This is a genomic window from Halopelagius inordinatus, from assembly GCF_900113245.1.
Taxonomy (GTDB): domain Archaea; phylum Halobacteriota; class Halobacteria; order Halobacteriales; family Haloferacaceae; genus Halopelagius; species Halopelagius inordinatus.
This window is the reverse complement of record NZ_FOOQ01000001.1, coordinates 632171-656253: the sequence shown is the minus strand read 5'-3', so window position 1 is coordinate 656253 and position 24083 is coordinate 632171. Positions and strand designations below refer to the sequence as shown.

At 69.6% G+C, this 24083-nt stretch carries 25 protein-coding genes; 9 read left to right on the top strand and 16 right to left on the bottom strand.

Annotated features, from left to right (window positions below; genetic code table 11):
• Positions 1-59: 59 nt before the first annotated feature.
• The 4 genes from BM167_RS03530 (at position 60) to BM167_RS03515 (ending at position 2474) form a co-directional block, all read left to right on the top strand.
• Positions 60-332 carry a MarR family transcriptional regulator gene (locus tag BM167_RS03530; protein ID WP_092537434.1) on the top strand — a complete coding sequence of 91 codons (273 nt, stop codon included), beginning with the start codon at positions 60-62 and terminating at the stop codon, positions 330-332.
• Between the two features lie 121 nt (positions 333-453).
• Positions 454-1251 (top strand): MBL fold metallo-hydrolase, encoded by a 798-nt coding sequence (locus BM167_RS03525; protein ID WP_092888795.1) that lies wholly within the window; start codon positions 454-456, stop codon positions 1249-1251.
• 77 nt (positions 1252-1328) lie between these two features.
• The gene (locus BM167_RS03520) at positions 1329-2012 is read left to right on the top strand and encodes a YkgJ family cysteine cluster protein (protein WP_092888792.1); all 684 of its coding nucleotides are present in this window, start codon (positions 1329-1331) and stop codon (positions 2010-2012) included.
• 63 nt (positions 2013-2075) lie between these two features.
• Complete coding sequence (locus tag BM167_RS03515; RefSeq protein ID WP_092891075.1) at positions 2076-2474, top strand: TRAM domain-containing protein; 399 nt, start codon at positions 2076-2078, stop codon at positions 2472-2474.
• A 182-nt stretch (positions 2475-2656) separates the two neighbouring features.
• Here the strand turns inward: BM167_RS03515 and BM167_RS03510 are convergent, their stop codons facing one another.
• Entirely contained in the window at positions 2657-4384 is a 1728-nt protein-coding gene (locus BM167_RS03510) for a radical SAM protein (RefSeq protein ID WP_092888789.1), read from the bottom strand.
• Positions 4385-4486: 102 nt separating this feature from the next.
• Between BM167_RS03510 and BM167_RS03505 the strand changes: the two genes are divergently transcribed.
• The 3 genes from BM167_RS03505 to BM167_RS03500 all read left to right on the top strand — a co-directional run bounded on the left by BM167_RS03505 (position 4487) and on the right by BM167_RS03500 (position 5907).
• Positions 4487-5119, top strand: a complete 633-nt coding sequence (locus tag BM167_RS03505; protein ID WP_092888786.1) for a GNAT family N-acetyltransferase — start codon at positions 4487-4489, stop codon at positions 5117-5119.
• 114 nt (positions 5120-5233) lie between these two features.
• Positions 5234-5392, top strand: a complete 159-nt coding sequence (locus BM167_RS18310; protein ID WP_177213275.1) for a DUF7559 family protein — start codon at positions 5234-5236, stop codon at positions 5390-5392.
• Positions 5389-5907, top strand: a complete 519-nt coding sequence (locus tag BM167_RS03500) for an Hsp20/alpha crystallin family protein (RefSeq protein WP_092888783.1) — start codon at positions 5389-5391, stop codon at positions 5905-5907. Before BM167_RS18310 ends, BM167_RS03500 begins: the two co-directional genes overlap by 4 nt.
• Before the next feature lie 125 nt (positions 5908-6032).
• On the opposite strand, the gene BM167_RS03495 is transcribed toward BM167_RS03500, so the two are convergent.
• Positions 6033-6821 (bottom strand): DUF7388 family protein, encoded by a 789-nt coding sequence (locus tag BM167_RS03495; RefSeq protein ID WP_092888780.1) that lies wholly within the window; start codon positions 6819-6821, stop codon positions 6033-6035.
• A gap of 224 nt (positions 6822-7045) precedes the next feature.
• On the opposite strand from BM167_RS03495, the gene BM167_RS03490 reads away from it, so the two are divergent.
• Complete coding sequence (locus tag BM167_RS03490; protein WP_092888777.1) at positions 7046-7582, top strand: DoxX family protein; 537 nt, start codon at positions 7046-7048, stop codon at positions 7580-7582.
• Positions 7583-7619: 37 nt separating this feature from the next.
• On the opposite strand, the gene BM167_RS03485 is transcribed toward BM167_RS03490, so the two are convergent.
• From BM167_RS03485 to BM167_RS03470, 4 genes are all read right to left on the bottom strand, one after another.
• Positions 7620-8219: an NUDIX hydrolase gene (locus BM167_RS03485; protein WP_092888774.1), complete on the bottom strand. Its 600-nt coding sequence runs from the start codon at positions 8217-8219 to the stop codon at positions 7620-7622.
• A 110-nt stretch (positions 8220-8329) separates the two neighbouring features.
• Complete coding sequence (locus BM167_RS03480; RefSeq protein ID WP_092888771.1) at positions 8330-8872, bottom strand: DUF7109 family protein; 543 nt, start codon at positions 8870-8872, stop codon at positions 8330-8332.
• A complete protein-coding gene (locus tag BM167_RS03475; protein WP_092888768.1) occupies positions 8869-9966 on the bottom strand; it encodes a glycosyltransferase family protein in 1098 nt (365 codons plus the stop codon). The genes BM167_RS03480 and BM167_RS03475 overlap by 4 nt, the downstream gene beginning before the upstream one ends.
• A 61-nt stretch (positions 9967-10027) precedes the next feature.
• A complete protein-coding gene (locus BM167_RS03470; RefSeq protein ID WP_092891073.1) occupies positions 10028-11224 on the bottom strand; it encodes an MFS transporter in 1197 nt (398 codons plus the stop codon).
• A gap of 174 nt (positions 11225-11398) precedes the next feature.
• Here BM167_RS03470 and BM167_RS18305 point away from each other — a divergent pair, with 174 nt between their 5' ends.
• On the top strand, positions 11399-11569 hold the full coding sequence (locus BM167_RS18305; RefSeq protein WP_177213274.1) for an HVO_0758 family zinc finger protein: 171 nt from the start codon (positions 11399-11401) through the stop codon (positions 11567-11569).
• Here the strand turns inward: BM167_RS18305 and BM167_RS03465 are convergent, their stop codons facing one another.
• From BM167_RS03465 to BM167_RS03420, 10 genes are all read right to left on the bottom strand, one after another.
• Positions 11570-12664, bottom strand: coding sequence for an aldo/keto reductase (locus BM167_RS03465; protein ID WP_092888765.1), 1095 nt, complete (start codon positions 12662-12664; stop codon positions 11570-11572).
• 71 nt (positions 12665-12735) lie between these two features.
• Entirely contained in the window at positions 12736-13929 is a 1194-nt protein-coding gene (locus tag BM167_RS03460; RefSeq protein ID WP_092888762.1) for a DHH family phosphoesterase, read from the bottom strand.
• Positions 13930-14012: 83 nt separating this feature from the next.
• Entirely contained in the window at positions 14013-14915 is a 903-nt protein-coding gene (locus tag BM167_RS03455) for an SDR family oxidoreductase (protein WP_177213307.1), read from the bottom strand.
• Positions 14916-14918: 3 nt separating this feature from the next.
• Positions 14919-15350 (bottom strand): DUF5791 family protein, encoded by a 432-nt coding sequence (locus tag BM167_RS03450; protein WP_092888756.1) that lies wholly within the window; start codon positions 15348-15350, stop codon positions 14919-14921.
• A gap of 69 nt (positions 15351-15419) precedes the next feature.
• Positions 15420-18533 carry a DUF7286 family protein gene (locus BM167_RS03445; RefSeq protein WP_092888753.1) on the bottom strand — a complete coding sequence of 1038 codons (3114 nt, stop codon included), beginning with the start codon at positions 18531-18533 and terminating at the stop codon, positions 15420-15422.
• Positions 18533-19402 carry a DUF7284 family protein gene (locus BM167_RS03440; protein ID WP_245781298.1) on the bottom strand — a complete coding sequence of 290 codons (870 nt, stop codon included), beginning with the start codon at positions 19400-19402 and terminating at the stop codon, positions 18533-18535. Before BM167_RS03440 ends, BM167_RS03445 begins: the two co-directional genes overlap by 1 nt.
• On the bottom strand, positions 19399-19809 hold the full coding sequence (locus BM167_RS03435; RefSeq protein WP_092888747.1) for a DUF7285 family protein: 411 nt from the start codon (positions 19807-19809) through the stop codon (positions 19399-19401). Before BM167_RS03435 ends, BM167_RS03440 begins: the two co-directional genes overlap by 4 nt.
• Positions 19787-20266, bottom strand: coding sequence for a DUF7283 family protein (locus BM167_RS03430; protein ID WP_092888744.1), 480 nt, complete (start codon positions 20264-20266; stop codon positions 19787-19789). Before BM167_RS03430 ends, BM167_RS03435 begins: the two co-directional genes overlap by 23 nt.
• Positions 20267-20308: 42 nt before the next feature.
• Entirely contained in the window at positions 20309-22036 is a 1728-nt protein-coding gene (locus BM167_RS03425) for a type II secretion system protein (RefSeq protein WP_092888741.1), read from the bottom strand.
• A gap of 1 nt (position 22037) precedes the next feature.
• On the bottom strand, positions 22038-24035 hold the full coding sequence (locus BM167_RS03420) for a type II/IV secretion system ATPase subunit (protein WP_245781297.1): 1998 nt from the start codon (positions 24033-24035) through the stop codon (positions 22038-22040).
• Positions 24036-24083 lie beyond the last annotated feature (48 nt).

Below are 24083 nucleotides of genomic sequence, written 5' to 3'. Positions count from 1 at the left end.
GCATTGTATTGTCACACTTGTAGCCAACCTTTACCATGAAGTTAGCTGTTCAGGTAGGTATGAGCACCAGTACCGCAGAGACCACCCGTGAGGACCCTCTTTCGGAGTCCGAATTCCGCGAACGCCTCCGCGAACTCCCCCCGAGCGCGAAACTCGTCGCGAAAGTTCTCGAGAGCGACGCACCCCTCTCGCAGGGACAACTCGCAGAGGAGTCTCTCCTTCCGGACCGCACCGTCCGCTACGCGCTGAACCGCCTCGAAGACGCCGACCTCGTCGGCTCTCGCTACAGTTTCAAGGACGCGCGCAAGCAGGTCTACTTCCTCAACACGTAGACACCCGCCGCACTCTCTCGGCGCGAACGGTCGCGGCCGCCGTCTCGGAAACCGACCAAGCCACCGCCGACGGCCGCGACGCACCACCACGATTTTCGCCCGACGCTCCGAACTGGGAGTCGTGACTCCCATCCGACGCTTCTCCGTTCCCGTCGAGACGCGCGCGCCGACTGGCGCGACGAACGCGTACCTCGTCGGCGAAGGACCTCCGGCGGGCAGTTCACTGCTCGTCGACCCCGCGGGTCGGACCGAGGCTTTGGACGAGGCGGTGCGCGCGGCGGGCGTCGACCACGTCGCCGTCACGCACACCCACCCGGACCACGTCGGTGCCGTCGCCGACTACGCCGCGGAGACGGACGCCGCGGTGTGGGCGCGCCGGGGGCGAACGGACCGGTTCACGGCGGCGACGGGTGTCGAACCCGACCGGACGTTCGCGGAGGGAGACCGGATACCGGTCGGAGACGGAGGCGTGACCGTCCTCGACGTTCCCGGCCACGCCTCCGACCACGTCGCCTTCGAGACGGACGCCGGAATCGTCGCCGGTGACCTCGTCGCCGCGGAGGGGAGCGTCGTCGTCGGCGCGCCCGAAGGTGACGTGCGCGCGTACCTCGTGGCCCTGCGCCGCCTGTACGCCCGCGACCCCGACGCGCTCTTTCCGGGGCACGGACCGGTCGTCTCCGACCCGCGGGCGACGTGCGAACGCCTGATTCGACACCGCCTCGACAGGGAGCGCCGCGTCCTCGACGCGATTCGGGCGGGCGCGTCGGACGTCGCCGCCGTCCTCGACGCCGCCTACGGGAAGGACCTGACGGGCGTGCGCGACTTGGCGCGGGCCACCGTCGTCGCGCACGTCGAGAAGTTGGCCGCCGAACGCCGGGTTCGTTACGACCGGGAGACGGGGCGCATCGAACCGGTCTGACGGGCGACGGAGTCGCCCCGCCGGACTCGGACGCACCGACCGAGGGCGTTTTCCCGCCGCGCGACCGACCACCGGACGTGAACGACGGCGAACCGACGCTCGAAGCGGAACTCGAACGCGCGAGAGAACTCGACGTCTCGGACCTCGCGGACGCGATAGAGTCCATCGGCTTCGAGTGCACTCGGTGCGGCGCGTGCTGTAAGGGACACGGCGAGGGCGACGAGAGAGACGCCCACACGGCGACGGTGTTCCCGGACGAGGTTCGCCGCCTGACCGACGCGACGGAGTACGACTTTCGCGACGTGGCCCGCCCGATGCCGTTCGGACTGACGGACGGCGGTGACGGACCCGAAGGAGAAACGTTCGAGTGGGCGCTTCAGACGGACGCCTGCGGCGACTGCGCGTTCTACGAGGAGGACGACTCGGGGACGGGAGCCTGCGGCGTCCACGAGGACCGACCGCTCATCTGTCAGACGTACCCGTTCAGCGTCGCCCTCGGCGGGACGAGTCAACCAATGGGAGAGGCAGTGGATGAAGCGGGGATGGTCCGCGCACACGAGTGCGAAGGACTCGGGCGCGACATCTCCCGAGAGGACGCCGAGGAACTGGCGAGTGCGCTGAAGACGCGGGCGGTGCGGGAGTTAGAGGAAGCCATCGGCGTCAGAGACGAGTTCTCGCCCGTCGAAACCGGTCCGGGCGAGGTCGTCGTCCACGATTCGGAGGGCGCGAAACGCCCCGACGGGTCGCGCGTAGAGGACTGAACGCGTGTTAGCAGCGGTACACATTTAACGTTCGCTAGTGACGAATGTATGGAGGTCTATACGGTGGAAATCTCAGATAAACTCCTGTGTCTGTTCAACACTGACGTCCGCGCGGAGGACGACCGGTACGTCGTCGAGGTTCCGAAGCGCGAAATCGACGCCGGGATAGTCGAACCCGGCGAGACGTACCGTGTCGCTCTCATCTCTCGCGAAGCAACGGAGGACGAAGAGACGACGGAACCGAGCGGTACGTCGGCAGAACCGCAACCGCCGGTCGAAGTCGGCGAACTCCGGTACGTCGAGATAGAGGACATCGGGAAGCAGGGCGACGGCATCGCTCGCGTCGAACGCGGGTACGTCATCATCGTCCCCGGCGCTCAGGTCGGCGACCGAGTCAAGATAGAGGTCACGGAAGTCAAATCCAACTTCGCAGTCGGCGAAGTCATCGAAGAAGACTTCTAACGACCTTTTTGCGTCGTCGGGTCGCGCACAGCGCGACCACTCCTCGCAAAAAGCTCGACCATCGCCAGAAATCGGAGATTTCTGGCTGTTCAGCCAGAACGCAAAGCGTTCTGGCGACAAAAAGGGCCGCGCCTCGCTCACTTCGTTCGCTCGGCGCGGTAGAGCCTCTTGTCCCTTCTCTCTCAGTCCGCGCGCCGTTCCGTCGGGTACTCTCTCGTGTAGGGGCCGAAATCCACGTCCGTCGCGGCCACGTCCTCCGCGGAGTCGTACGGTCGGTCGATGACTATGTCCCCCGCGGTTCGCTTGCCGATGCCGGGGATGGCCGTCAGTTCGTCCATCGACGCCTCGTTGGGGTCGAGAGGGTGCGGCACGCCGGTGACGGAGCGGTACCCGTGGTCCACGACGGAGACGTCGATGGTCCGGCCGAGTTCGCGTTCGCCCGGGATGCCGACCAAGAGGGGGTAGGTGCCGAGTTGTCGGCCGAACGTCTTGCCGTCTTGGTGGTACTCCAAGTGGACGTCCGGAAGCACCGTCCCCGCCGGGGCGAGACGTTCGAGCATCGGGCGGTCTATCTCCTCGCGAACCTCCTTTTTGTACGTCTGGAACAGTTTCTTGTGGCCCTTCGCGATGTCCGCGCCCGACTCCGCCATCTCGGTGCCCTCGAACGCCATCACCTGCCGGATGTTGATGCGGCGGACCATCAGACCCGCGTCGTAGACGCGGTGGAGAAAGCGCTTGTTGTGTTCGAACGTCTCCTCGCGTTCGGCCTTCAGTCCGTGAAGCAGGTTGATACCGGGCAGGAGTTTCGGCAGGCGGTTCGTCGCGTCGGGGCCGTGCGTCGGCGCGTCGGCGGGCGACTCGCCGGGCCGCCATCCCGCCTCCTCGTTGACTATCTTCACCGCCTCGAAACACTGGTCTGCGGTGACGTTGAGCGTGTTCGCCTCCTGAACGACGGGGTCCGCGGATTCGAGGCCGAACGCCGCGGTGTCGCCCGGCGTGTTGTGCTCGGCGATGATTCGGATGCACTCGCGGGACTCCTCGGGCCACTTCACGACCGTGATGGGGTTCATGTTGTCGAGGTGGAGCGTCTCCAGATTCGGGGCCACCTCCCGGATGCCGCCGTAGAGGCGACGGAGGGCGTCGGGGTTCGGCGCTTCGCCGTCGCCGCCGAACGCGAGGATGTCCGCCTGTCGGCCGAGTCGGAAATGTTTCGCTCCCCTATCCGAGAGGTTTCCGACCTCCCTGACGACCGAGTCCGCAGAGCGGAACGCGGGGTTGCCGTACATCGGTTCGGTACAGAACGAACACCGGTAGGCGCACCCGCGGGACGTCTCCATCTCGCAGATGAGGTAGTCGGGGTGGTTCGGATGCTGTTCGACGACGAACGCGCCTTTCGCGGCCCAGCGGTCGAGTTCCTCGTTGTCGCGGTAGCGGTTGTCGAAGCCTTCGAGTCCACTATCGACCAAGTCGTACGCCGCCGCCTCCACGTCGGCCATCGCCAGGAAGTCGTAGTCGAGGTCCTGCCGTTCCATCTCCTGTGCGCCGGCGTTCTCCTCGCCGACGCCGAACCGGATGGGACCGCCCATCAGCGTCGTCCCGTCGGCGGCCCACGCGAGTTTCCGGACTTCGTCGGGTTCGGCGGGCGTCCCCCCGACGTACTTTCCGGGGACGGTCATGCCGCCGATGTAGACGAACAGGTCCGCGTCGGCCACGTCCGCCCACTTCGAGCGTTCCTCGCGGAGTTCGTCTATGGTGTGGTAGGTGACGTTCTCCTCGGGTACGCCGGCGTCCACGAGGGCCCCCGCGGTGAAGCGCGGATACGTCGAGATGTAGGGCGGGACGCCGAAATGCGCCGGTTCGTCCACGTACCCGTCGACGAGTGTCACGGAGATGTCGGCCGGGTCTGTCATGTCCGAACGGAGGGTGCGAACGCGTAAAACCGTGACTACCTCGGGCGGCACCGCGTGACCGGAACCGAGAGAGGTTTAGGCCGCACCGCCGCACCGTCGGGTATGAGCGACGAGTCGGTCTCCGACGCCCCGCGCCTCCGCCTCGCCCGGCCCGAGGACGCCGCCGCCGTTCGGGACATCTACGCGCCGTTCGTCCGCGAGACGCCCGCGACGTTCACGCTCGAACCGCCGTCGGTATCGGACCTGCGCGAGAAGATTCGGACGACGCGCGAGGGCGACGCGTACCCGTGGTTCGTCGCCGAAGAACCGTCGGCGGGCGACCGGACCGCGTCCGAAACCGACGCCGAGGGCGGCGGGTCGATTCTCGGATACGCCTACGCGACGCCGGTCCGCGACCGGCCCGCCTACCAGTGGAGCGTCGAGACGTCGATTTACGTCGACCCGACGCACCACCGCGGCGGCGTCGGGCGACGACTGTACGACAGACTGTTCGACACCCTGCGGAGACAGGGATACGTCTCCGCCTACGCGGTTCTGGGGCTGCCGAACCCCGAGAGCGAGGCGTTCCACGAGGCGTACGGCTTCGACCACCTCGCGGACTTCCCGGCGGCGGGCTACAAACTCGGCGCGTGGCGCGACGTCGGGTGGTACCGCCTCGAACTTCGGCCCCCGCCGGAGAGCCCCGACCCGCCGCGTCCCGTCTCCGCCGTGGCGTCGGAGTCCGACGAGTTCTGACCGCCCGTCGGGACGACCGAAACCGGCCGCCCGGAGGCCCGCCGGAACCGACAATCCGCGGCGGAGGCGACCGAAGCCCGCGTGTTTATCATCGTGGCGTAACAACGTTCGAGTATGCCTGCGACCCTCGAAGTGAAGTGTGAAAACGGGGACTGCGAGATGGATATGTTCGAACTTCACTACACCTACGACATGCCCGACGACGTGGGCGTCGGGGATTTCGTCTGCCCGTACTGCCAAGAGAGCAGAACGCTCGAAGAGATTCAGCTATGAGCGGACTCAAAGAGTTCGGCGAGTCGGCGGCGAAAAGCGTCCTCGAACGAATCGGACGCGGCGTCGGGCGCGTCCAAGAGCGCAAACCCATCCCGTACGACCTGCTCGAATCCGACGACGCGTACCTCGTCGTCTTCGACGCCCCCGGCGTCCAGCGAAGCGACCTGCAGGTCAGGTTCCTCGACGACGAGGTGCAGGTCCGAATCGACCGGTTCCGCGACTTCCACGAGGGGTTCGAGATGCGCTTCCCGGGCCGCGGACTGTCGCTCGACGGGTCCGCGGAACTGCCCGACGGCGCGTCCGTCGACGCCACGGAGGCCACGGCGACGCTGGCGTCAAACGGGACGCTCCGCGTCGAGATTCCGAAAGACGACGACGCCCACGAGGTGGACGTGACCGAAGAAAGCGAGGGCGAAGAGTACGAACTGTCGTCCGTCGAGGAGACGGTCGCACAAAGCGGCGGCGAGACGGTAGACGCCGACGAACCCGACTCGAACAGTCTCGACGACGCGTAACCCGCCCGTCCGACGGTCCACTCTCCTCTCTGTACGGTATTTCTCCTCCGCACGGCGGCTTCCCCCGAGCGACCGTCTCACCCCGTACGTAGGGCGGGACGTCGCCGTCTGCGGTGTCGGGTTCGCTACCGCGACTCGGCGAACGACTCGACGCCGCGGGCGGGGTAGCCGACGACGACGTCCGCGCCCGCCTCTTTCAGTTCGGTCACCTGCTCTCTGACCGTCTCCGCGGTGCCGACGAGGCCGTAGTCTCTGACGGCCTTCGAGAGCACCTCGCGGGCGCGTCCCGCGGCGTCCGCGTCGGTCGCCGCGCCGTCCGGAAGCGCGGCGTCGACGGGGGGTCTCCGGGCGGCGTACGCGCCGACGCCGTCGAGTATCTCGTCTTCGTCCTCCGAGAGGACGGTCGGCGCGTAGACGGCCACCTCGCCGTCGTATCCGGCCGCGCGGAGGGAGCGCAGGTCGCGGGCGGTGGTGCGAGAGAGCAGCTCGTACTGGGTGCCGCCGGCGGCGAGGGCGATTCGCTCGACGCCCGCGGTACCGACCCACGCGTCGGGGGCGCGTTCGACGCCCGCGCCGAGTCTCGGCGCGACGGCGCGGCGCGACTCCGCCTCCGAGAGATACGCCGAGTGGCCCGCCACGAGGATGCGGCGAACCGAGTCGGGCACCTCGTCCCAGAGGGCGTCGTCGCCGAGGGGGTCGAACCCGTCCGCGCGGACGGGTATCGTTAGTCTGACCTCCTTGTCCGCCGCCAGTTCGCGCAGAACGTCGGCGCTCGGACGGTACTCTCTGCCCTCGTAGTCCACCGCGACGGTATCGACGGGGACGTCCAGACCCGCCAGTACGTCGCACTCTTTCGGCTTCAGGGCCACGGCGTCGAGACCCGTCTGCGAGACGCTACGCTCTCCGGTCAACATCGGCTATCACTACTCACGAGAATGGGGTTATCGTCGTCGCGGAACGCGATCCATCGTCTGTGCGACCATGTACACTCTCGTACCGAACCCGGAGAGATAACCCTGTCGCTCGGGGACACGTATTGCGAGGACCGGGGTCCGACCGACCAGTTCCCAGGTTCTTGGAACCGGCGTCCACTTACAACGGTCTTCCCGACCAACGTACAGATGTGAGGTGAGGGACGATGTCCACTACGCAACACACCGACGCGGGAATCGACCTCTCGAACGCCCTCGACTTCGAACTCGGTGGAACCCTCGCGGGCTACTGGACCGCCGTACTTCGCATCGTCGTCGGGTACTGGTTCCTCCACTCCGGCGTGGGCAAACTCATGGCGCCCGAGGCGTTCGACGCCTCGGGGTGGATGCTCAACGCCACCGCGAGCCCCATCCACGGCTTTCTGGTGTGGGCCGCCCAGACGCCGTGGCTCCTCGAATTCACGAACTTCATGGTCCCCGTCGGTGAGGCGCTCATCGGTCTGGGATTGGTCGTGGGCGCACTCGTCCGGTTAGCCTCGTTCTTCGGGGCGTTCCTGATGGTATTCTTCTACCTCGGGAACGCGGACTGGGCGCACGGACTGGTCAACGGCGACCTGATGGGTCTCGTGCTGTTCGTGACCCTCGGCGTCCTCGGCGCGGGCCGCGTCCTCGGCCTCGACGCCCTCCTCGAACGGACGGATATCGTCCGGGAGAACCGCGTGCTCAAGTACCTCCTCGGCTGAGGAGTCCGCTTTTTTCACCGCGCCACGGCGACCCGGTTCACACCGGGTAGTCGGCGTCCGGGTCGACGACCCGGTCCGGTTCCGGCGGCATCTCCCACTCCGTCGTGAGTTCGAGCAGTTGGACGAGCATCCGCGCCGTCGCGCCCCAGACTGTGTAGCCGTCGGCGCGGAAGAAGTGAAGCCGGATAGGGCCGTAGTGGGGGTGGTCTCTGTGTTCGGATTCGTAGTTCGAGTAGTCCGTGAGGTCCGACTCCGCGAGGGCGACGATTTCGGCGACTTCGCGTTCGTCGGGGTCGTACGTCCTGTCGGGGATGCGTGCGACGAACGGCGTCACGGAGTAGTCGGTGACGGTTCGGATGTCGTCGAGACGGCCGAAAAAGTCCACTTCCGACGCGCGGAGACCGATCTCCTCGTCGGCTTCTCGGAGCGCGGTCGCTCGAAGCGAGTCGTCGCTCGGTTCGCGGCCGCCGCCGGGAAAGCTCATCTGTCCGGGGTGTTCGCCGAGGTGGTCCGCGCGCTTCGTAAACAGCACGTGGTCCTCGTCGTCGCGGACGAGAACCGGCGCGACGACGGCCGCCTGCCGTTCCGCGTCGGTAACCGCCTCGGCGACGTGCGACGACAGCCGCGAGAGGTCCATGTCCGTTCCAACGGGCGAGGGACCATAGCCTTAGCCCTCCGAAACCGGCCGCTCTCGCCGGTTCGTCGCGGTCCGACGTCTCCACGTCGTCCGCCGGAGTCGGTCGCCGGTCAGTCGTCCAACGCGGCGTCGAGTTCCGACCGCACGTCGCCGATTTCGACGGAGTCTCCCGCCCACGCTTCCACGTCGTACGTCACGTCGAGGAGCGAACGGAGTCTGTCGCGCGTCTCCTCGTCGGGCGGGCCGTTCGACCCGTCGGCCACCGCGTCCGCGACTTCGTCCCGCAGTCGGTCCGCCGTCGCCGCGGCGACGGCCTCGCTCTGTACGTCTCGGTCCGGCACGTCGAGGATGTGCGGGAGGTCCTCGGCGTTCGGCGGGAGAGAGGGAAAGGCGACGGGGCCCGCCGCCAGCAGTTCCGCCGTCGCGTTCGTATCGTCCGTGTCGTCCGCGGCGTCCGAATCGCCGTCGAACGCGACGAGGTAGTAGTCCCGAATCGCGCCGTCGACGGCATCGGAGAGCGCATCCGCGTCGGCGTCCCGCCCCTGTTTGAACGCGAGTTCGTCCAAGGCCCGTTCGAGTTCCGACCGAGAGAGCGCACCGAACAGGTCGACGATGCCCGCCAGGTCGTCGTAGAGCGCCTCCGTTTCGGTCATTCCGACGCCTCCCGGAGGTCGGCGCGAGCGCACTCCGCGACCGCGTCGGGGTCTACGTCGGTCTCCGTCCACGCGGGTAAGCGGTCGTCCGCCGGGCCGGGGTCGCAGACGGCGTCGGCGTACACCTCGACCTGCTCTCTCTCGCTCTCGCGGTCGAACCGAAGGCCGTTGAACGCGGCGTCGGCGGCGTACTGGTCGACGAGTCGGCGCGCAGTCTCGCGGTACCGGGCCGGGAGCGTCGCGAAGTCGGGTTCGACGCCGCGTTCGGTGACGCACCGCAGAAGCGTCTCGCCGACGGAACGGCTCATGTCCGACAGTCCGGTCGGCCCGCCGACGGCGCGGTGGTCGTGTTCGTACGCGCCCAAGTCCACCTGTGCGGTGCCGTCGAACCCGGCGGCGTCGAACGCGTCGCCGAGCGTTCCGACTTCGAGTCCCCACGACCGCGGCGCGCGAATCCGCCGGGCCACCTCGCTCGTCGCGGCGAACTCGCCCGCGAGTGCGTAGCGAAACGAGTCGAGATAGCGGAGGAACGGCGCGGGGTGCGCGTCAGCGAGTGCGCGAACCAAGGGGGCGTAGAACAGTCGGAACAGCCGACCGTACAGTCTGCCGTCCTCGACGCGGGCGTAGTAGCCCTTCGAGAAATCGTACCCCCGTGCGAGGGGAAACAGCAATCGGGAGACGTACGACCGGCCGTACGTCTTCGTGTCGGCGTCGTGGACGACGACGTACTTCTCCGCGGCGGCGCGGCCGAGCGCCAACCACACGTCCCGTCCCTTCCCCCGCGGCCCGTCGAGGCCGTGTTCGGCGAGAGCGTCTGCGACTCGGGGGCCGTCGCACCAGAGCACCTCTATCGGCAGGTCGAACTCCGTCAACCACTCGCGGAATCGTCCCGCCTTCTCCGCGGGCGCGCGGAGGGGGACGACCACCCGCGCGGGGTCGACGCGTTCGAGTTCCGAAAGCACGCGTTCGGCCGCGAGCCCGGCGTACTCGCGTTCGGTCATCGGAACGACGACGGCCGCGCGGTCCGTCGGGGCGTCGGGGACCGGTCCCGTCAGGTCGTGCAGCGTCGTCACCCGCTCCTGAACGTACTCCATCGGGCGGAGGTGAGGAGTGACGGACCAAAAAAGGCGAGGAGACGGACGTTCGCCCGGCGGGTTACTGCGGGAGTCTGCCGCCGCGGTGGAGGACGAGAAGCGACCCGACGACGACGGAGAGACCCAACGCGAACGCGGAGAAGATGGCGTCGTAGGCGAGTCCGCCCGCGGGGAGGGGCGCGAGGAAGGGGACGTGCGACGCCGCGGCGGCGACGAACGCGTACGCCGTCTCCCCCTCGCGGAGTGCGCCGACGACCGACGACCCGCCCGCCTGCAGGACCATCATGCCGCCGGAGTACACCGCGTACGCCGACGACCGGGTCTCGTCGGGGAGCGTTTCGAGCAGGTAGGTATCGAGTGCGGGAAACAGGCTGTGGATGGTGTAGCCGACGAACGCCGTGACGACGAGGAGCGGAACCAGCCCCCTCGTCCGCGTGAGGACGAGGACGCCCGCGACGAACGCGACGAGGATGCCGAGGAGGTACGGAATCCGCGGGAGTCGGTCCGCGAGGCGTCCCGAGAGGAAGTACGCCGGGACGCCCGCGGCGAAGACGACGGTGAGCATGCTCTTGGCCGTCGAACTCGGGAGTCCCTTCGTCACCATGTACAGTTCGTAGAAGTTGAAGAGCCCCTGCCAGACGAACCCCGTACAGCCGAGGATGGCGACGCCGACGAGGACGATGCGCCACTCCGAGCGCGCGGCCCCGAACAGGTCTCTGTCTTCGGACCCCGCCTCGGGGAGGTCGGTTCGCTTTGCGGTCCAGTAGAGCGCGAGGGTGACGACGAACGCCGCGACGGCGATGCAGACGAACGTGACGCGCCAACTGGTGAACGCGACCAGTACGAGCGTGACGAACGGCGCGGCGACGACGGATGCCAGTTGACTCGACGTGCCGTGAATGCCCATCGCGCGCCCGACGCGACTCGAGTAGAGTTCGCTCACCAGCGGATTCGCAGAGACGAAGTACGCGCCCGAGGCAAGTCCCATGAGGAGTGCGCCGACGGCGACGGTGACGACGGAGTTCGCGAAGGCGGTGAACGTCGCCGCCGCAGTCAGGACGACTCCGGTTCCGAGGACCACCTTGTGGCGGGGAACGCGCGTGAGCACCCATCCGGTGGGGATGCGCGGAAGCGCGCTTCCGACCCACACGAGAGTGGCGATGAGTCCCGCGGTGCCCTCGCCGATGGCGAAGACGGTGATGAACTCTTCGAGCAACGGCGCGAACACCACCCGTGCGAGGTTGACCAAAAACACCAACGAACAGAGCGTTCCGAACAGTCGTCCTCGTGGCACGAACGGTATCCGACGCCGGACAGTTCAAGTGTTCGGATACCCCCCGCAGGAGGCCGCTATCGCCGTGCCGAGGCGGGTTCGCCAATCCGTCCTCTCGCCGGGGTCTTTTTACCCTCTGCTTACAAACGCGGAGACGATATGAAATCGACGCGGAAGGGGCTCAGGGCGGGGGAGTTGGACAAGGATACGTACGGGCGACTCACGTGCGGAGAGTGCGGCGAGTCGCTGAAGAAAGAAAACGACCCGGACGAGGTGTTCTCGGTCCGCATCTGCCCCGAGTGCGAAACCGAGTGGAAAGAGCTCCGGTAGTCACTCGAAGACGGCGTCGAACGCGCGCGCGCCCAACGGGTCGAACGTCCCGGCGGCGACGTTCTCTGCGACGTGGTCCGCAGAGCCCATCCCGACCAGCGCGGTTTTGACGCCGGGGGCGCTTCGCGCGAAGTTGACCGCGCGTTGCGCCGCGGTGTCGCCGGACAGTTCCGCGTCGACGGCGGACGGGAGCCCTCCCGCCAACTCTCCTTGACCGAGCGTCGCGCTCGTCACCACGTCGAGACCGGCCTCGTGGGCGTACCAGAGCGCGCTCACGTCGCCCGCTTCCGTCGGGTGAGCGTGCGCTTCGACGGTGAACGCGTCCGCCATCGAGACGTTGAACGGGAGTTGAATCGCGGCGAGTCCGGCGTCGTCGGTACCGACCGCGTCGGCGGCGGATTCGGCGCGCGAGATGACTTCGGGGAGGGAGAGATATCGGTCGTGGTCTCTGGGGACGCGGAAGGCGTCCCACGTCGCGACGCCGTAGGCGCCGATATCGCCGTCGGCGCGACGCCGTTCGAGCGTCTCGAAGGCGGCTTCTAACTGGTCGTACACCGCCTCTCGGCTCCGCGCTTCGAGTTGCGTCTCGGGGTTGTGGACGTAGTAGAGGTCCACGCTATCGAGTCCGAGGTTCGAGAGCGACCGGTCGAGCATCTCGTCGAGGAATTCGGGCGAGACGGCGTGACTCCCGCGCGCGAGGTCGGACGCCTCGACGACGCCCGTGCGAACGAACTCGTCGCGGACGTACGCCCCGGGGTCGTCGGGTCTCTCGCCGTCGAACGGGACGAACCCGCCCTTGGTGGCGACGACGACTTCGTCTCTGTCCGCGTCCGCCTCGGAGAGAGCCTCGCCGACGACGCGTTCGCTCCGCTGACAGCGGTAGTTTATCGCCGTATCGACGAGGTTGACACCCGAGTCGAACGCCGCCGTCAACGCCGCGCGGTACCGGCCGTCCGCCGCCTCCGTCGCGTCGCCGAGGTACGTCCCGACGCCGATGCTGGAGGCGACTCCCGGGCCGAACCGTCGGAAGTACGTCCGCCCGAAGGCGTCTCCGAACCGCTCTCGGTACCCCCACGTTCCCTCTTTCGTCGCCATGACGGGGGCTACGCGACGGGCGGGTAAACGACCTGCGGCTTTTCTGCGACGGACGGACCGGCCGTCGCCGCTCAGATGTCGCCCGAGAGCGCGGAGAACAGTCGCTCGACCAGCATCGACCGGTCGAGGTCAGACCCGCCGTCGGTCTGGATTGTACCGCCGCGTTGCGGAATCTGACCGCCGCCCATTCGGGCGTGTCCGCCCGCAGAAGAGCCCGGAACGTCGTCGAGAGCGTGTTCGAGCATCCGGCCCATGTGGACTCTGTCGTCTCGCGACCGACCGGAGAGATACACCGTGCCGTTGCGTTCGCCGCAGACGACGACTGCGGTCACCCCCTCCAGTTGGATGAGTTCGTCCGCCGCCTGCGGGATGGCGTCAACGTTCGAGAGCGTCCCGATGTCGCTGACCGCGAAGGGGCCGCGAACGTCGCGTCCGGCGATTGCACGGGCTTTCAGGTCGAGCACCTCCGTCGAGACTTCGGGGTTCGCGATGCGGTTCAACGCGTCCTCGTCGACGCCGGGGTAGAGATAGCCCGCGGCGGCGAAGTCCCCCTCAGAACAGCCCGAAGTGAGGCGGTTCGTGTCCGTGAGGATGCCGTATATCATCCCGGTGGCGACGTTCGAGGGAATGGTGTACTCCGCGTCGATTTCGCTCGCGTGCCGGTCCGGCGGGACGGGTTTCGCGCCGATATCCCGGAAGTACTCCGCGACGATGCTCGAACAGGCCCCGTAGTCGGTCCGAACGTCGGTGAAGTGTTCGCCCGTCCCCTCGCCGGGGTGGTGGTCGATGACGGCGAACGGGAGGACGCCGTCGGCACCGGCGAACCCGCGCGGTCGGTTGTGGTCCACGAGGATGATCGCTTCCGCGGCGAGGTCAGTGACGTGGTCTATCGGCTCTAAATCGAGGTCCAACACCGTCTCGAACGCGCGGTTCTCCTGGTGGCGTATCTGTCCGGTGTACTGGATTCGGACGTCGGTGTCGACCTGTTCTGCGAGGCAGGCGGTGCCGATGGCCGTCGCCATCGCGTCCGGATCGGGGTTCGGATGCATGAGAACCACGACTTCGTCGAGTTGGGACAACTGCTCTAAGAAGTTCGTCCCCATCGGCCGCTTGAACCAGAGGATGGCGTACAAGCCGCCGACGAGAGCGATCGCCCCGACGAGGAGAGCGGCGACTAACTCCGGATGCGCCCCGAACAGCGCCTGGACCGCCTCGAGTATCTGTCCCGTATCCTGTAAGGGAACAGCCCCCACCCTCGCGCCCATAGGTCTACCTCAGAACCCACCGCCATGAATATTCCCTCGTTTCGTCGGACGAGAGACGACAGAATTCGAACTCGAACGGGAGACTACGTCCCGTCGGCGTCCGCGCGGAAGCGGTCGATGGCGTCGCGGTAGCCCGTTCGGTAGGTCGGATACCGGAGTTCGTAGCCCAGTTCTCGGAGTTTCTCGTTCGAGCACCGCTTGCTCGTCCGAATACGCCGCGTCGCCGCCTCCGAGAGGTCACCCGCAGAGAGGCGTTCCTCTTTCGTTCGCTTTGACGGGTGAGAGACGCCGCACTCGTCGGCCAACCAGTCGGCGAACGTCCATTTGTCGGCCGGTTCGTCGTCCGCGACGAGAACTACCTCCCCGCGGGCGGCGTCCTCGGCGAGGAGGAACGCGACGGCCCCGGCGGCGTCGTCGCGGTGGACCATGTTGAGATAGCCCTCGGTGACCGGCCCGGAGAGATACCGGTCGAGGCGGTAGCGGTCGGGGCCGTACAGACCCGCAAAGCGGGCGACGGTGCCGTCGATTCCGGTCTCCCCCGCCGTCTCGCGGGCGACGCGTTCGGCCTCCGCCAACACGGCCGTCTTCTCCGTCGTCGGGTCCAACGGCGTCTCCTCGTCGACCCAGTCGCCGTCGTGGTCGCCGTAGACGCCGGTCGAAGACGTGTAGACGAGGCGGTCCGGCGGCGACTCCCGAGAGCCGTACTCCGCAATCGCGTTCTCTACCCCCTCGACGAAGACGGCCCGGGCGGCGTCGGCCCCTCGCCCGCCGGAACTGGCCGTGAAGACGACCCAGTCTGCGTCCGGCAAATCCCGAAGGCTGTCCGGGTCGGTCACGTCGGCGCGGCGGGCGTCGAGTCCGGCGTCTTCGACGGTCTCCAGTCCCGACTCGGAGCGTCTGACGCCCGTGACTTCGTGCCCCTCGTCGACCAACTGCCGACCGAGTTCGAGGCCGACGTAGCCGCACCCGAGGACGACGACTCGCACCATCTATCGGTCGTTGCGCTCTTCGATGAAGCGCTGGATGGCCGCCAGTTGGCGGAGCGTCATCCCCGAACGGCCCTCTATGGTCTGTTGAATCTCCTGTCCGGAGAGGTCGAGGTCCACGTTCGAGGCGATGGTGTCCACGTCGAGGACGCCGGTGGTCATCCCCAAAAGCAGGTGGTCGCGGATTTCGAGGACGATGGTCTCTGCGTCCGGCGCGTCGCCGTCGAGTGCGACGAGTTCGGCCGCGTCTTCGAGGCGGAGATCGGGCGCGGGGCCGCCCGCGACCGTTTCGACGGCCGCGCGGTCGACGCCGGTGCGTTCGGCCGCCGTCTCGACGCCGACGCGTTCGATCGCGCGCCGTATCTGCGTCTCGTAGGCTTCCCGCAACTCGTCGGTCGAACGCGACGCCGGGTCGTCCACCGCGTCGTAGAGCATACCAACGATTCGCCGCCGCGCACCCAAAACCGTTGTCCTGTCGGCGTCCGCGTGCGCGGCGTCTCTCCGTTACTCTCTCGGACACCGGCCGGTCGGCGTCTCACATCCCGGTCCGGGGTTCTCGCCCGTCCACGCGGGCGACTCCTCTATCGCGTTGCCGTCTCTGTCGCCGACGCCGAGTCGCCCCGCGGGGACGACCACCGGGACGACGGTTCGGACGTCGAACCCGATTCGCTCGCTGCGCCCGAGCGTCTCTCTCACTCCGTCGCCGTCCACGTCGAGCGAAACGGCGCGTCCGTCCCGGACGTAGGTGACCGGCGTCGCGCCGCCGCGGTCCGCGGAGACGGTAAAGCGCGCGTACTCGCCGCGCGTCTCGACGACCCAGAGGTTGGTCGTCGCCACCCACGGACTCATCGTCGGCGAGAGGGGGAGTCCCGCGGGGGTGCCGCCGAGCGACGTGTTCGCGTACTTCTGTGCGGTGCGCTCGACGGCGCGTTCGGTCCCGCGTTCCGCGGCGTCTTTCAGGAGTTCGGTCCCGAGTCGGCGCGTCCGCGAGACGGTTCGGTTGGTCGCGCGCTCCGGTACGCGAACGTCCGCATCCGTCGCCGCGGCGGCTATATCGACGCGAAGCGCGGTCTCGATTCGGTCTCGGTCCGTCGGGTCGGCCGGTTCGGCTTCGGCGGCGACGGCCGCCGCGAACGACCCGTTTGCGGCGGCTACGGCGCGGCGCCCCGTTCCGTCCCACCTCTCTGAGGCGGCGGTCACCGCCAGTCGCCGGTCGTCTTCCGGGAGGTCGGTCTCCGCGCCCAGCGTCTCGACGGCCCGAGACTGGACCGCGCGGAACGAGTCTTCGGTCTTCCGTTGGAGCGCGTCGCGGCGACGTTCGAGCGTTTCGTCGCTCTCGACTGCGAGCGTCCGGTTCGCGGCGACGACTGCGCGTCCCGCGGTTCGGAGCGACACCGACTCGCCGGAGCCCAACAGGGCGTCGGCGACGACGTCCGAGGCGTCGCCGTACGGGAGCGAAAACAGGTTGCTGTTCCGCGCCGCGAGGGGGTAGTAGCGCGTCTCGTCTCCGACGCCGTCCACGCGGTCACCCGCGACGGGGTCGAGCGTGAGGTACGCCGGGTCGCCGTCGGGGACGAACGTCGTCGGTCCGGCTGGTGACCCCGCACTCCCCTGTTTTCTGCGGTCCGGCGTCCGTATCGTGCGGTTGGCCGCGATGCGGTTCGCCCGGTCGGCGTCGACGCCGCGAGCGTCGAGGGCCGCCTCGATGCCGTCGTTTCTGGTCGCGGTCCGGTTCGCTCGGTCGTCGAGGGCCGCGAGGAGCCGGTTCAGATACGCCGCACGCGCGGCGACGCGGACGCGGTCGGCCGCCCCGTCGTAGGTATCGGGGGCGTCGACGAGCGACGCGCGACGCTCTCTGACGGCGGTCGCCAGTCGGGCCGCCGGGTTGACGCGTCCGGTCGCGACGGCGCGGGCGGGCGGTTCGACGGCGACGTTCCGAACCCGTTCGCGGAGGGAGGCGACGTCGTCGTACGCCCACGCGCGAAGTCGTTCCGGCCGTCGGCCGTCGACAGTCGTCGCCGCCGATGCGTCGTCGCCGACCGCACGGCGGGCGACGGCGTCCGCGCCGCCGCGGTTCGCGAGAGCGTCGGCGGCGGTATCGGGGATGGCTCGCAGGTTCGGCCCGCCCACCGCGCCGCCGCGTTCGAAGAGCGGAGCGACCCGTCGGTCCGGGCCGGGAACCGAGGTGAGCGAGCCGACGACGGTCATCTCGACCCGGTAACTGTCGGTCCACGTCGCCTCGGTGCCGCGCGACGACCGGTTCGGATGTCTCCACGTCCGCTCGACGCGGTGTTCGACGACGACGCGACGAACGGCAGTGTCGAAGGCTCGTTCGCCCGGGCCGGTTCGCGGCGATACCGTCCCTCCGTCCACCGACTCCACGCGCGTCTCGCGGGAGGTGTCCTGCGAGGCCAGCGACCAGACCCGTCCGGGGGCGTCCGGCGCGGGTCGGGAGCCGTCCCGTTCGGTCGTCACGTCGTTCCGAACGTCTACCCGCGCCCGGTAGCCGTGGCGACGAACCTCGTCGAACCCGGGGCGTTCGCCCTCGCCGCGGAGGAACGCGACGAACGCTTCGTCGGCCGTCGACCCCACGTCCACCCGAAGCGTCTCGTCTGCGGACCGCGGCGCGGCGGTCGGTATCGTGGAGTTCTCGGACGCGGGCGGGACCGCCGCGTCGGCCGCTTCGTCGGCGACGACCGTCGCCGCGTCGCCGCCGGCGACGGGTTTCAGCACGTCCATGAGTCCGGTTCGAGCGGTCGCGCGGCGGACGCCGCGGCGGGCGTCGGGGTCCGTCCGCCCGAAGGCGGCCCGTTGGGCGGTCAGGAGACCGGCGTTCGTCGAGAGTTCGACGTGGCGGTTCGCGAGGACGTTCTGAATCGGCGCTCCGGCGTACTGCGCGGCCCCTCGGGCCTGCGCGACGCCGAGGAGTCCCGCCGTCGCCCGTCGGGAGAGTCCCGGCGCTTCGAGGGGATTCGCGTCGAGTCGGCGCTGGTAGTCGGCGGTTCGGTCGTGAAGGCCGAGAACGGGGACGGACACCGTCACCGTGCGCGTGACCGACTCCTCGGCGACGACTCGCCCGTCGCGCCGGGCGGTGAGCGAGACGTCTCTGACGGTGACAGAGAGCGCGGTTCCGTTCGCCGCCTCGGCGACAGAGACGCGTCGTATCGCCTCTCCGAGAGACGACTCGTTCGTCGGGGTCGCCGGACAGCGTCCGGCGGCTCGACAAGCCACGCCTGTCGGCGTCGGAAGCGTCGCGTTCGCGGTCACGTCGCCGCGCGCGTGTTCGACCGCGCGAAGCGACTCCGCCGCGGCCAGCGAGATTCGGAGGCGTAGATACCGGCGGAACGTCCGGTTTTCGCCCAGCGCCTTCCCGACGGCGGTCGAGGAGTTGTCGGTCACCGGGTTCCGTGCGGCGGCGAGTGCGGCGTCGCGCGTCGCCGTCCGGAGCGCGGTGGTCGTCTCCGCGTCGACGCGGTCCATCGCTTCGTCGACGGACCGGTCCGCGGCACCGGGACCGCTCGTCGCTATCGACGCCGCGTACGTCGAACTGGTGACGAGGAGGAGGACGCCTACGAGGGCGAACGGGACGCGCGCCCGGTCGTCGTCAGCGAGGCGCATCAGGCGACCCTCCCTTCGGACTCCCACGCGCGGACGACGATTCGAACCCGATGGACGTCGACGGCAGACGCCGCCTCCGACGGCGAGTCGAACCGGTCGCGCAGGTCGGACTCCACTCTCGGCGCGAGGGCGTCCGCGAGGCGACGGTTCGACGCCGTCGCGTTCTCCGCGCGGAGGTCGCGTTCGACGGAGACGCCGAGTTCCTCGCCGAGACGGCCGTAACGGTGCCACATTAGCGCGGAGGAGGGGTAGTCGCCGCGAAGCGCGATAATCGCAGTTTCGCGGGGGACGAGCGTTTCGACGACGCGTTCGGAGACGGCGAGACCGAGCGTCTCGAAGTCGTCCGCCGCCACCGGCACGGGGTCGGCGCCGCTCGGCACCGAGAGCGTCGCGGCGTGGACCCTCGCCGTCTCCGGCGGTTCCGTCCCCACGCCGACGCGGCCGCCGACGGGCGACCCGGGGTACGGCCGCCACTCCGCGTCGATTCTGAGGTTCGAAGTCTCGAAAGAGCCGGCCGTCGCCTCTCTGACGGCCCGCCGGAAGTCGTCGCGCGACCCGGTCAGAGAGTCGTCGTCGAACCCCGCGGTGTCGACTGCGGCCCGCGCGAGGAGGCCCGCGAACGTCCCGTGCGTCGTCCGGCGGAAGTCAGAGCCGTTCTCGCGGGGGAACGCCGCGGGCGTGCCCCGGACAGGACCCGTCCCCGGACGGAGCGCGTAGGTCACCGTCGTGGTACTCGTCGCGAGCGATTCGGCCACGGCGTCGGTCCGGGCCGAATCGCCGGTTTCGACGGGGTCGGAAACCGTGCTGACGCCGAAGACGGCCGCTCCGACGAGGAGGAGACAGACGGCGGCGTCGACGGCGGCGTTCATCGCCACACCTCGACGCGGAGGCGGCCGGGAGCGACCGAACCGGGGCCGAGACGGACGCTCGTCGTGCGACTCGCCGCGTCGGTCCGCGTTCCGGTCGGCGGGCGCGGACCGGTCGCCCACCGCCGGTCACCGGCCGTGAGCGTGACGTTCAGCTGCCGCCCCGCGGGTGCCGCAGACCGCGCAGAGTCGAGCGTCGACGGGTCGACGACGCCGCCGTCGGAGAGTTCGCCGGAGACGCGGTGAAGCGTCGAGTCCGCGTACGCCCTGTCGTCGCCGACGGGGACGGCCCCGCCGAGTGCGACGACGTAGATGCTCACGCCGGTACAGACCGCAAAGAGGGCCGCGAGAGCGGCGAGCGGAGACGTCTGCCCCCGCGGTTCGCCCTCAGGCGTCCACGAGTACGACATCGACTCCCTCCCAGGAGGTGCGGCGAACGACGAGCGTGCGGTCCACCTCTCGCCACGCCGCGTCGTCGGACTCGGCGCGAGCGTCCACCACGGCCTGCTGGAACGCCCTCGGAGAGTCGAACGCGTCCTCCGGCGGGGTGCCGTGGAGCACCGCCCGAAGCGGCGAGTCGCTCGCCGGAACCGGCGTCACGGGACCGAACCCGAACGTCGCGTGCGCGGTTCCGGCGTCGTTCCGAAGCGAGATGCGGCGACTCTCGATTCTGACGGCCGAGGCGTCGAGCGGATGTTCGGCCGTCGCGTCGTATTCGGCCGCCGCCACCCGGTCTACGGTCGTCGCGGCGTCCGCGGCGTTCGGCGGCGGCGTCGTCGGGAGACCCGCAACCGCGCCGACGAGTGCGACACTCGCGAGCGACAGTCCGAACCACGCGTACAACGAGTCGAGGGGAACGTCGAGCATGGAGGCGCTGGTCGCCCTCCAGTATATAAACCCTCGCAGGAGTCAGAACAGTACCGACGCACCGGAGAACGACGCGAGGTACGACCCCGTGGCCGCGAGGAGTGCGAGGCCGACGCGGTAGCCGACGAGCGTTCGGTCGAGTCCCCGGTCGAGTCCGGTCGAAAGCGCCGTCAGGAGGACGGCAAGACAGAGCGCGTACGCGCCCACCGAGAGGCCGAGCGTCGCCGTCGAGAGCGCCGTCGTCGCCTCGCCCGAAAGCGAGAGGTCCGTCTCGGCCATGCGGGCCGCCATCGCCACCGTCGCGCCGGCGACGAGTGGTGCGAAGAACGCCGCGGTGTTCCCGAGCGTTCCGGTGACGGAGGCGAGTTGCCGCCGCGCCTCCCGTTCGACGCTCCGCAGGTCGCGGAGGTGGTCCGCGGTGGCGACTACCGCCCCGCCCGCCGGGCGGCCCTCGCTCGCGGCGACGGCGAGGAGCGCGGCCGCACCCCGGGTTCGCGGACTCGGGACGTCCGCGAGCGCCCCGTACTCGCCCAAGAACGCTTCGCGGACGCCGACGCGGAGTCGGCTCCGAACCCCGGCGGCCTCGGAGAGCAGGTCACCCGTCGCGCCGTCGATGTCGTCCGCGGCGGCTTCGACAGCCGTCTCGACGGCCGTCCCGTCGTCGACGCGGCGGCCGACGAGGTAGAGCGCGTCGTCCAGTCGGGACTCCACGTCGCGGACGCGACGGCGAACCCGAGCCATCGGGTAGTAGTGGGCCGCGAGCGCCGCGCCGAGGCCGAACCCCGCGGCGGCGACGGGTGAGGCCCACGAGGCGACCGCTCCGCCCCCCACCCATCCGACGGCGACGCCCGCGGCTCCGGCGAGGAGTCCGCGCCACGGGCCGGCGCCCACGTCCGGATGGTCGCCGTCGACGCGCGGCGGCGGAAGGGCGACGGGACGGCGGACGAGCAACCACGCGCTGGCCGCGACGACGGTGAGAGGGAGGACCACGTCGTAGACGAAGACGAACGCGCTCGCGGGAAAGACGATTCCCGCGGCCCTCGCGGCCGGGAGGACGCCGACGAGTGTGAGAGGGAGGAGAACGCCGAAGGCGTACAGCGCCGTCGTCGGACCGCGGACCGTCGCGGCGAAGTCGGCCATCTCGTCGTGCGTTCCGTCGAGAATCGCTTCGAGAGCCCGGTCTAACGACCGACTCCGCTCGCCCTCGGGAGCGTCGGCGCTGGTCAAGAGAAGCGAGACGGCGCGGTCGAGTGCGGGGAACCACGGCGACCACTCCGCGGCGAACGACTCCAACGCCGAGTCGGGCGTCCCTCGCTCTCGCCGGACGTGCGATTCGAGACTCGAAGCGAGGGGGCCGTCGCCCGTGCGCGTGGCGAACGCGGCGGCCCGTTCCGGGGCGGGTTCGAGTCGCATCCGGAGGGCGGCGCGCCCCACGAGGTCGGCCGTCTCGCCGAGTGCTCGCGTCCGCCGAAGCGCCGCCAGTCCGACGGGAAGTCGGTGGACGGCGTGCGTCGCCGCGAGCCCACCCGTCACGGCGAGCAAAAGTCGCGTGACGGCGGGAAACCCCGGTGTGAGAAGCGTCGCTCCCACGAAGGCGCAGAGAGCGACCGGAACCGAAGCGACGTACCCCGCCCGAACGACCGTCTCGGCGTCGGACTCGAAGTCGAGAAACGCCACCGCACGCCGCAGGTCGTCTCCGGCCGTCACGGGCCACGGGTACGCCCGCGCCAGACGGTCTGTGACCGCCGCCAACTCGGCGTCGGCGACCACGTCAGTTCACCTCCCGTCCGCGGTACGCGGTCCGGACGTCCTCGGGACGGGTGCGGTCCGTCTCGGCGAGTCGTTCGATGCGCGCCGCGCGTCCGTCGAGGGCGTCGAGAACGTCCGCGTACGCCTCTTCGGACTTCGCCAGAGAGTCCACGAGTGCGCTGTCGCCGCGGGAGACGCGGCCCGTCGCGTCGAGTCCGTCTGCGCCCGGCGCGTACAGCGTCTCGAATCGCACGCCTTCGCCGCCGGTACGGACCTCCTCGATTCGCTCGACGCGTCTGTCCGGGCCGTCGCGGGCGCACGTCACCACGAGGTCCGTCGCGCCGAACGCCGACTCGGGGACGCCCAGGTCCGAGACGACTCGCTCGCGGACGGCCGCCGCGGAGTCGCCGTGTATCGTCCCGAGGACGGCGTTGCCGTGCGCGCCGACGCGCATCGCCTCGTACAGCGTCCCGGCCTCCTCGCCTCTGACCTCGCCGACGACGAGAGCGCCGTCGCCGAGTCGGAGCGCGGTCCTGAGAGCGTCGTCGGGCGAGAACGACCCCGCGCCGCCGTCGAGTTCGACGGTGAGCGGTTGCACGTCACGGCCGTTCTCGCGGAGGGCTTCGACGGGGAGTTCCGGAGTGTCTTCGACGGTGACGAGACGCGTCGCGGCGGGGAGTTCCCACAGGAGAGAGCCGAGAAGCGTCGTCTTCCCCGCCCCGCGGGTCCCTGCCACGAGGGCCGCAGACCCCCGTTCGGCCGCGACGGAGAGAAGCGCCGCCGCGTCCGCCGAGAGCGTCCCCGCGGCGACGAGTCCGGGGAGCGTCCACGCGTCGTCGCCGTGAGCGCGAAACGAGAACCCGATGCCGTCGCTCGCGGGCGCAGTGACACCGGCGACGCGGACTTTCGTTCCGTCCGGTCGCGTCACCGCGGCGTCGAGTGCGGGCGTCGCACGCGAGAACGCCCGCCCGCTGGCGCGTCGAAACCGCGAGGCGAGGGCGGCGGCGCCGTCCGCCGTCAGTCGCACGTTCGTCCGCAGTCGCTCGCCGTCTACGGTGACCCGGACGGCGTTCTCTTCGACCGGTGCCGACGCCGCCACGTCCGTGACTCGCGGGTCCGAAAACAGGTCATCGAGAACGCCGTTTCCGCGGGTGTACTGCCGGAGCACGTCGGTCAGCGTCTCGACGGGCGTCGAATCGTCCGCGACGTGGCGGACGGCGCGTCCCGGCGCGCGGGACCCGCCCTCGACGCGGCCGCGGGCGAGGCAGTCGTACGCCGCCGCGAGCGTCGCCGCCGCGGACGAATCGAGCGAGTGCGCGACGGGTGTGAGGTGGTAGCGCGTCCCCTCGGGCGTATCGTACAGGCGAACGGTCGCGCCCGACGGGAGTTCGCGCCGGTCGAGAAGCGACGCGTCGGCGGGCGGGCGAACTCTGACCCGCGACCGGGCGACGGACGGTCCGACCGCGGGTCGAAGCGCGTCGCCGTAGCCGTCCGCTCTCGCCGCACCCTCCTCCAGACCGGTCTCGGCGACGATGCGACCGACTGCGCCGGCGCGTCCGGCCGCCTCCCGCGCCGCGCCCAACGGGTCGCGTTCGGCGCGGGCCGCGAGCGTCTCGTCGTGAAACCGGACGCGTTCGACGAACCGGCCGGCAGAGAGGAGCAGTCCGGCGGCGGCGTCCTCGTACGTCCGACTGACGCCGTCGGCGACCGTTCGAACGACGTCGGCGTCTCGGTCGGCCAACGCCCCGACGACGGTGGCGCGGCAATCGGGATTCGAGGCGAGGTCACCCTCGCCGGGGCAGTCGTCGGCGTCGACGACGAGTTCCGCGGTGCGGCGTCCGGCACGTCCGGCGGGCGTCTCGAAACGCGGTTCGCACCGACAGCCCTCATCGGGGGAGCCGTCCGAGAGCATCGCTCCGAACCCCGCGGTAGCGGCGTCAACGAGGGACCCTCGGCGGCCCGCCAGACTCCGTCTGGCGACGTCGACGAGGTCCAGACCGGCGTCGAAGTCAACTGGCATGGGGTGGCTGGCCGCCTCTCCGCATATAAACCTCCGGAGCGGGTTCGT

Excerpts from the sequence above, each read along its gene's own strand:
- BM167_RS03505 (WP_092888786.1), top strand. The coding sequence starts at position 4,487 with ATGAGCGACGAGTCGGTCTCCGACGCCCCGCGCCTCCGCCTCGCCCGG.
- BM167_RS03510 (WP_092888789.1), bottom strand. The coding sequence starts at position 4,384 with ATGACAGACCCGGCCGACATCTCCGTGACACTCGTCGACGGGTACGTG.
- BM167_RS03450 (WP_092888756.1), bottom strand. The coding sequence starts at position 15,350 with ATGCTCTACGACGCGGTGGACGACCCGGCGTCGCGTTCGACCGACGAG.
- BM167_RS03530 (WP_092537434.1), top strand. The coding sequence starts at position 60 with ATGAGCACCAGTACCGCAGAGACCACCCGTGAGGACCCTCTTTCGGAG.
- BM167_RS03420 (WP_245781297.1), bottom strand. The coding sequence starts at position 24,035 with ATGCCAGTTGACTTCGACGCCGGTCTGGACCTCGTCGACGTCGCCAGA.
- BM167_RS03475 (WP_092888768.1), bottom strand. The coding sequence starts at position 9,966 with ATGGAGTACGTTCAGGAGCGGGTGACGACGCTGCACGACCTGACGGGA.
- BM167_RS03485 (WP_092888774.1), bottom strand. The coding sequence starts at position 8,219 with ATGGACCTCTCGCGGCTGTCGTCGCACGTCGCCGAGGCGGTTACCGAC.
- BM167_RS03490 (WP_092888777.1), top strand. The coding sequence starts at position 7,046 with ATGTCCACTACGCAACACACCGACGCGGGAATCGACCTCTCGAACGCC.
- BM167_RS03495 (WP_092888780.1), bottom strand. The coding sequence starts at position 6,821 with ATGTTGACCGGAGAGCGTAGCGTCTCGCAGACGGGTCTCGACGCCGTG.
- BM167_RS18310 (WP_177213275.1), top strand. The coding sequence starts at position 5,234 with ATGCCTGCGACCCTCGAAGTGAAGTGTGAAAACGGGGACTGCGAGATG.
- BM167_RS03445 (WP_092888753.1), bottom strand. The coding sequence starts at position 18,533 with ATGCGCCTCGCTGACGACGACCGGGCGCGCGTCCCGTTCGCCCTCGTA.
- BM167_RS18305 (WP_177213274.1), top strand. The coding sequence starts at position 11,399 with ATGAAATCGACGCGGAAGGGGCTCAGGGCGGGGGAGTTGGACAAGGAT.
- BM167_RS03430 (WP_092888744.1), bottom strand. The coding sequence starts at position 20,266 with ATGCTCGACGTTCCCCTCGACTCGTTGTACGCGTGGTTCGGACTGTCG.
- BM167_RS03480 (WP_092888771.1), bottom strand. The coding sequence starts at position 8,872 with ATGACCGAAACGGAGGCGCTCTACGACGACCTGGCGGGCATCGTCGAC.
- BM167_RS03500 (WP_092888783.1), top strand. The coding sequence starts at position 5,389 with ATGAGCGGACTCAAAGAGTTCGGCGAGTCGGCGGCGAAAAGCGTCCTC.
- BM167_RS03440 (WP_245781298.1), bottom strand. The coding sequence starts at position 19,402 with ATGAACGCCGCCGTCGACGCCGCCGTCTGTCTCCTCCTCGTCGGAGCG.
- BM167_RS03460 (WP_092888762.1), bottom strand. The coding sequence starts at position 13,929 with ATGGGCGCGAGGGTGGGGGCTGTTCCCTTACAGGATACGGGACAGATA.
- BM167_RS03465 (WP_092888765.1), bottom strand. The coding sequence starts at position 12,664 with ATGGCGACGAAAGAGGGAACGTGGGGGTACCGAGAGCGGTTCGGAGAC.
- BM167_RS03435 (WP_092888747.1), bottom strand. The coding sequence starts at position 19,809 with ATGTCGTACTCGTGGACGCCTGAGGGCGAACCGCGGGGGCAGACGTCT.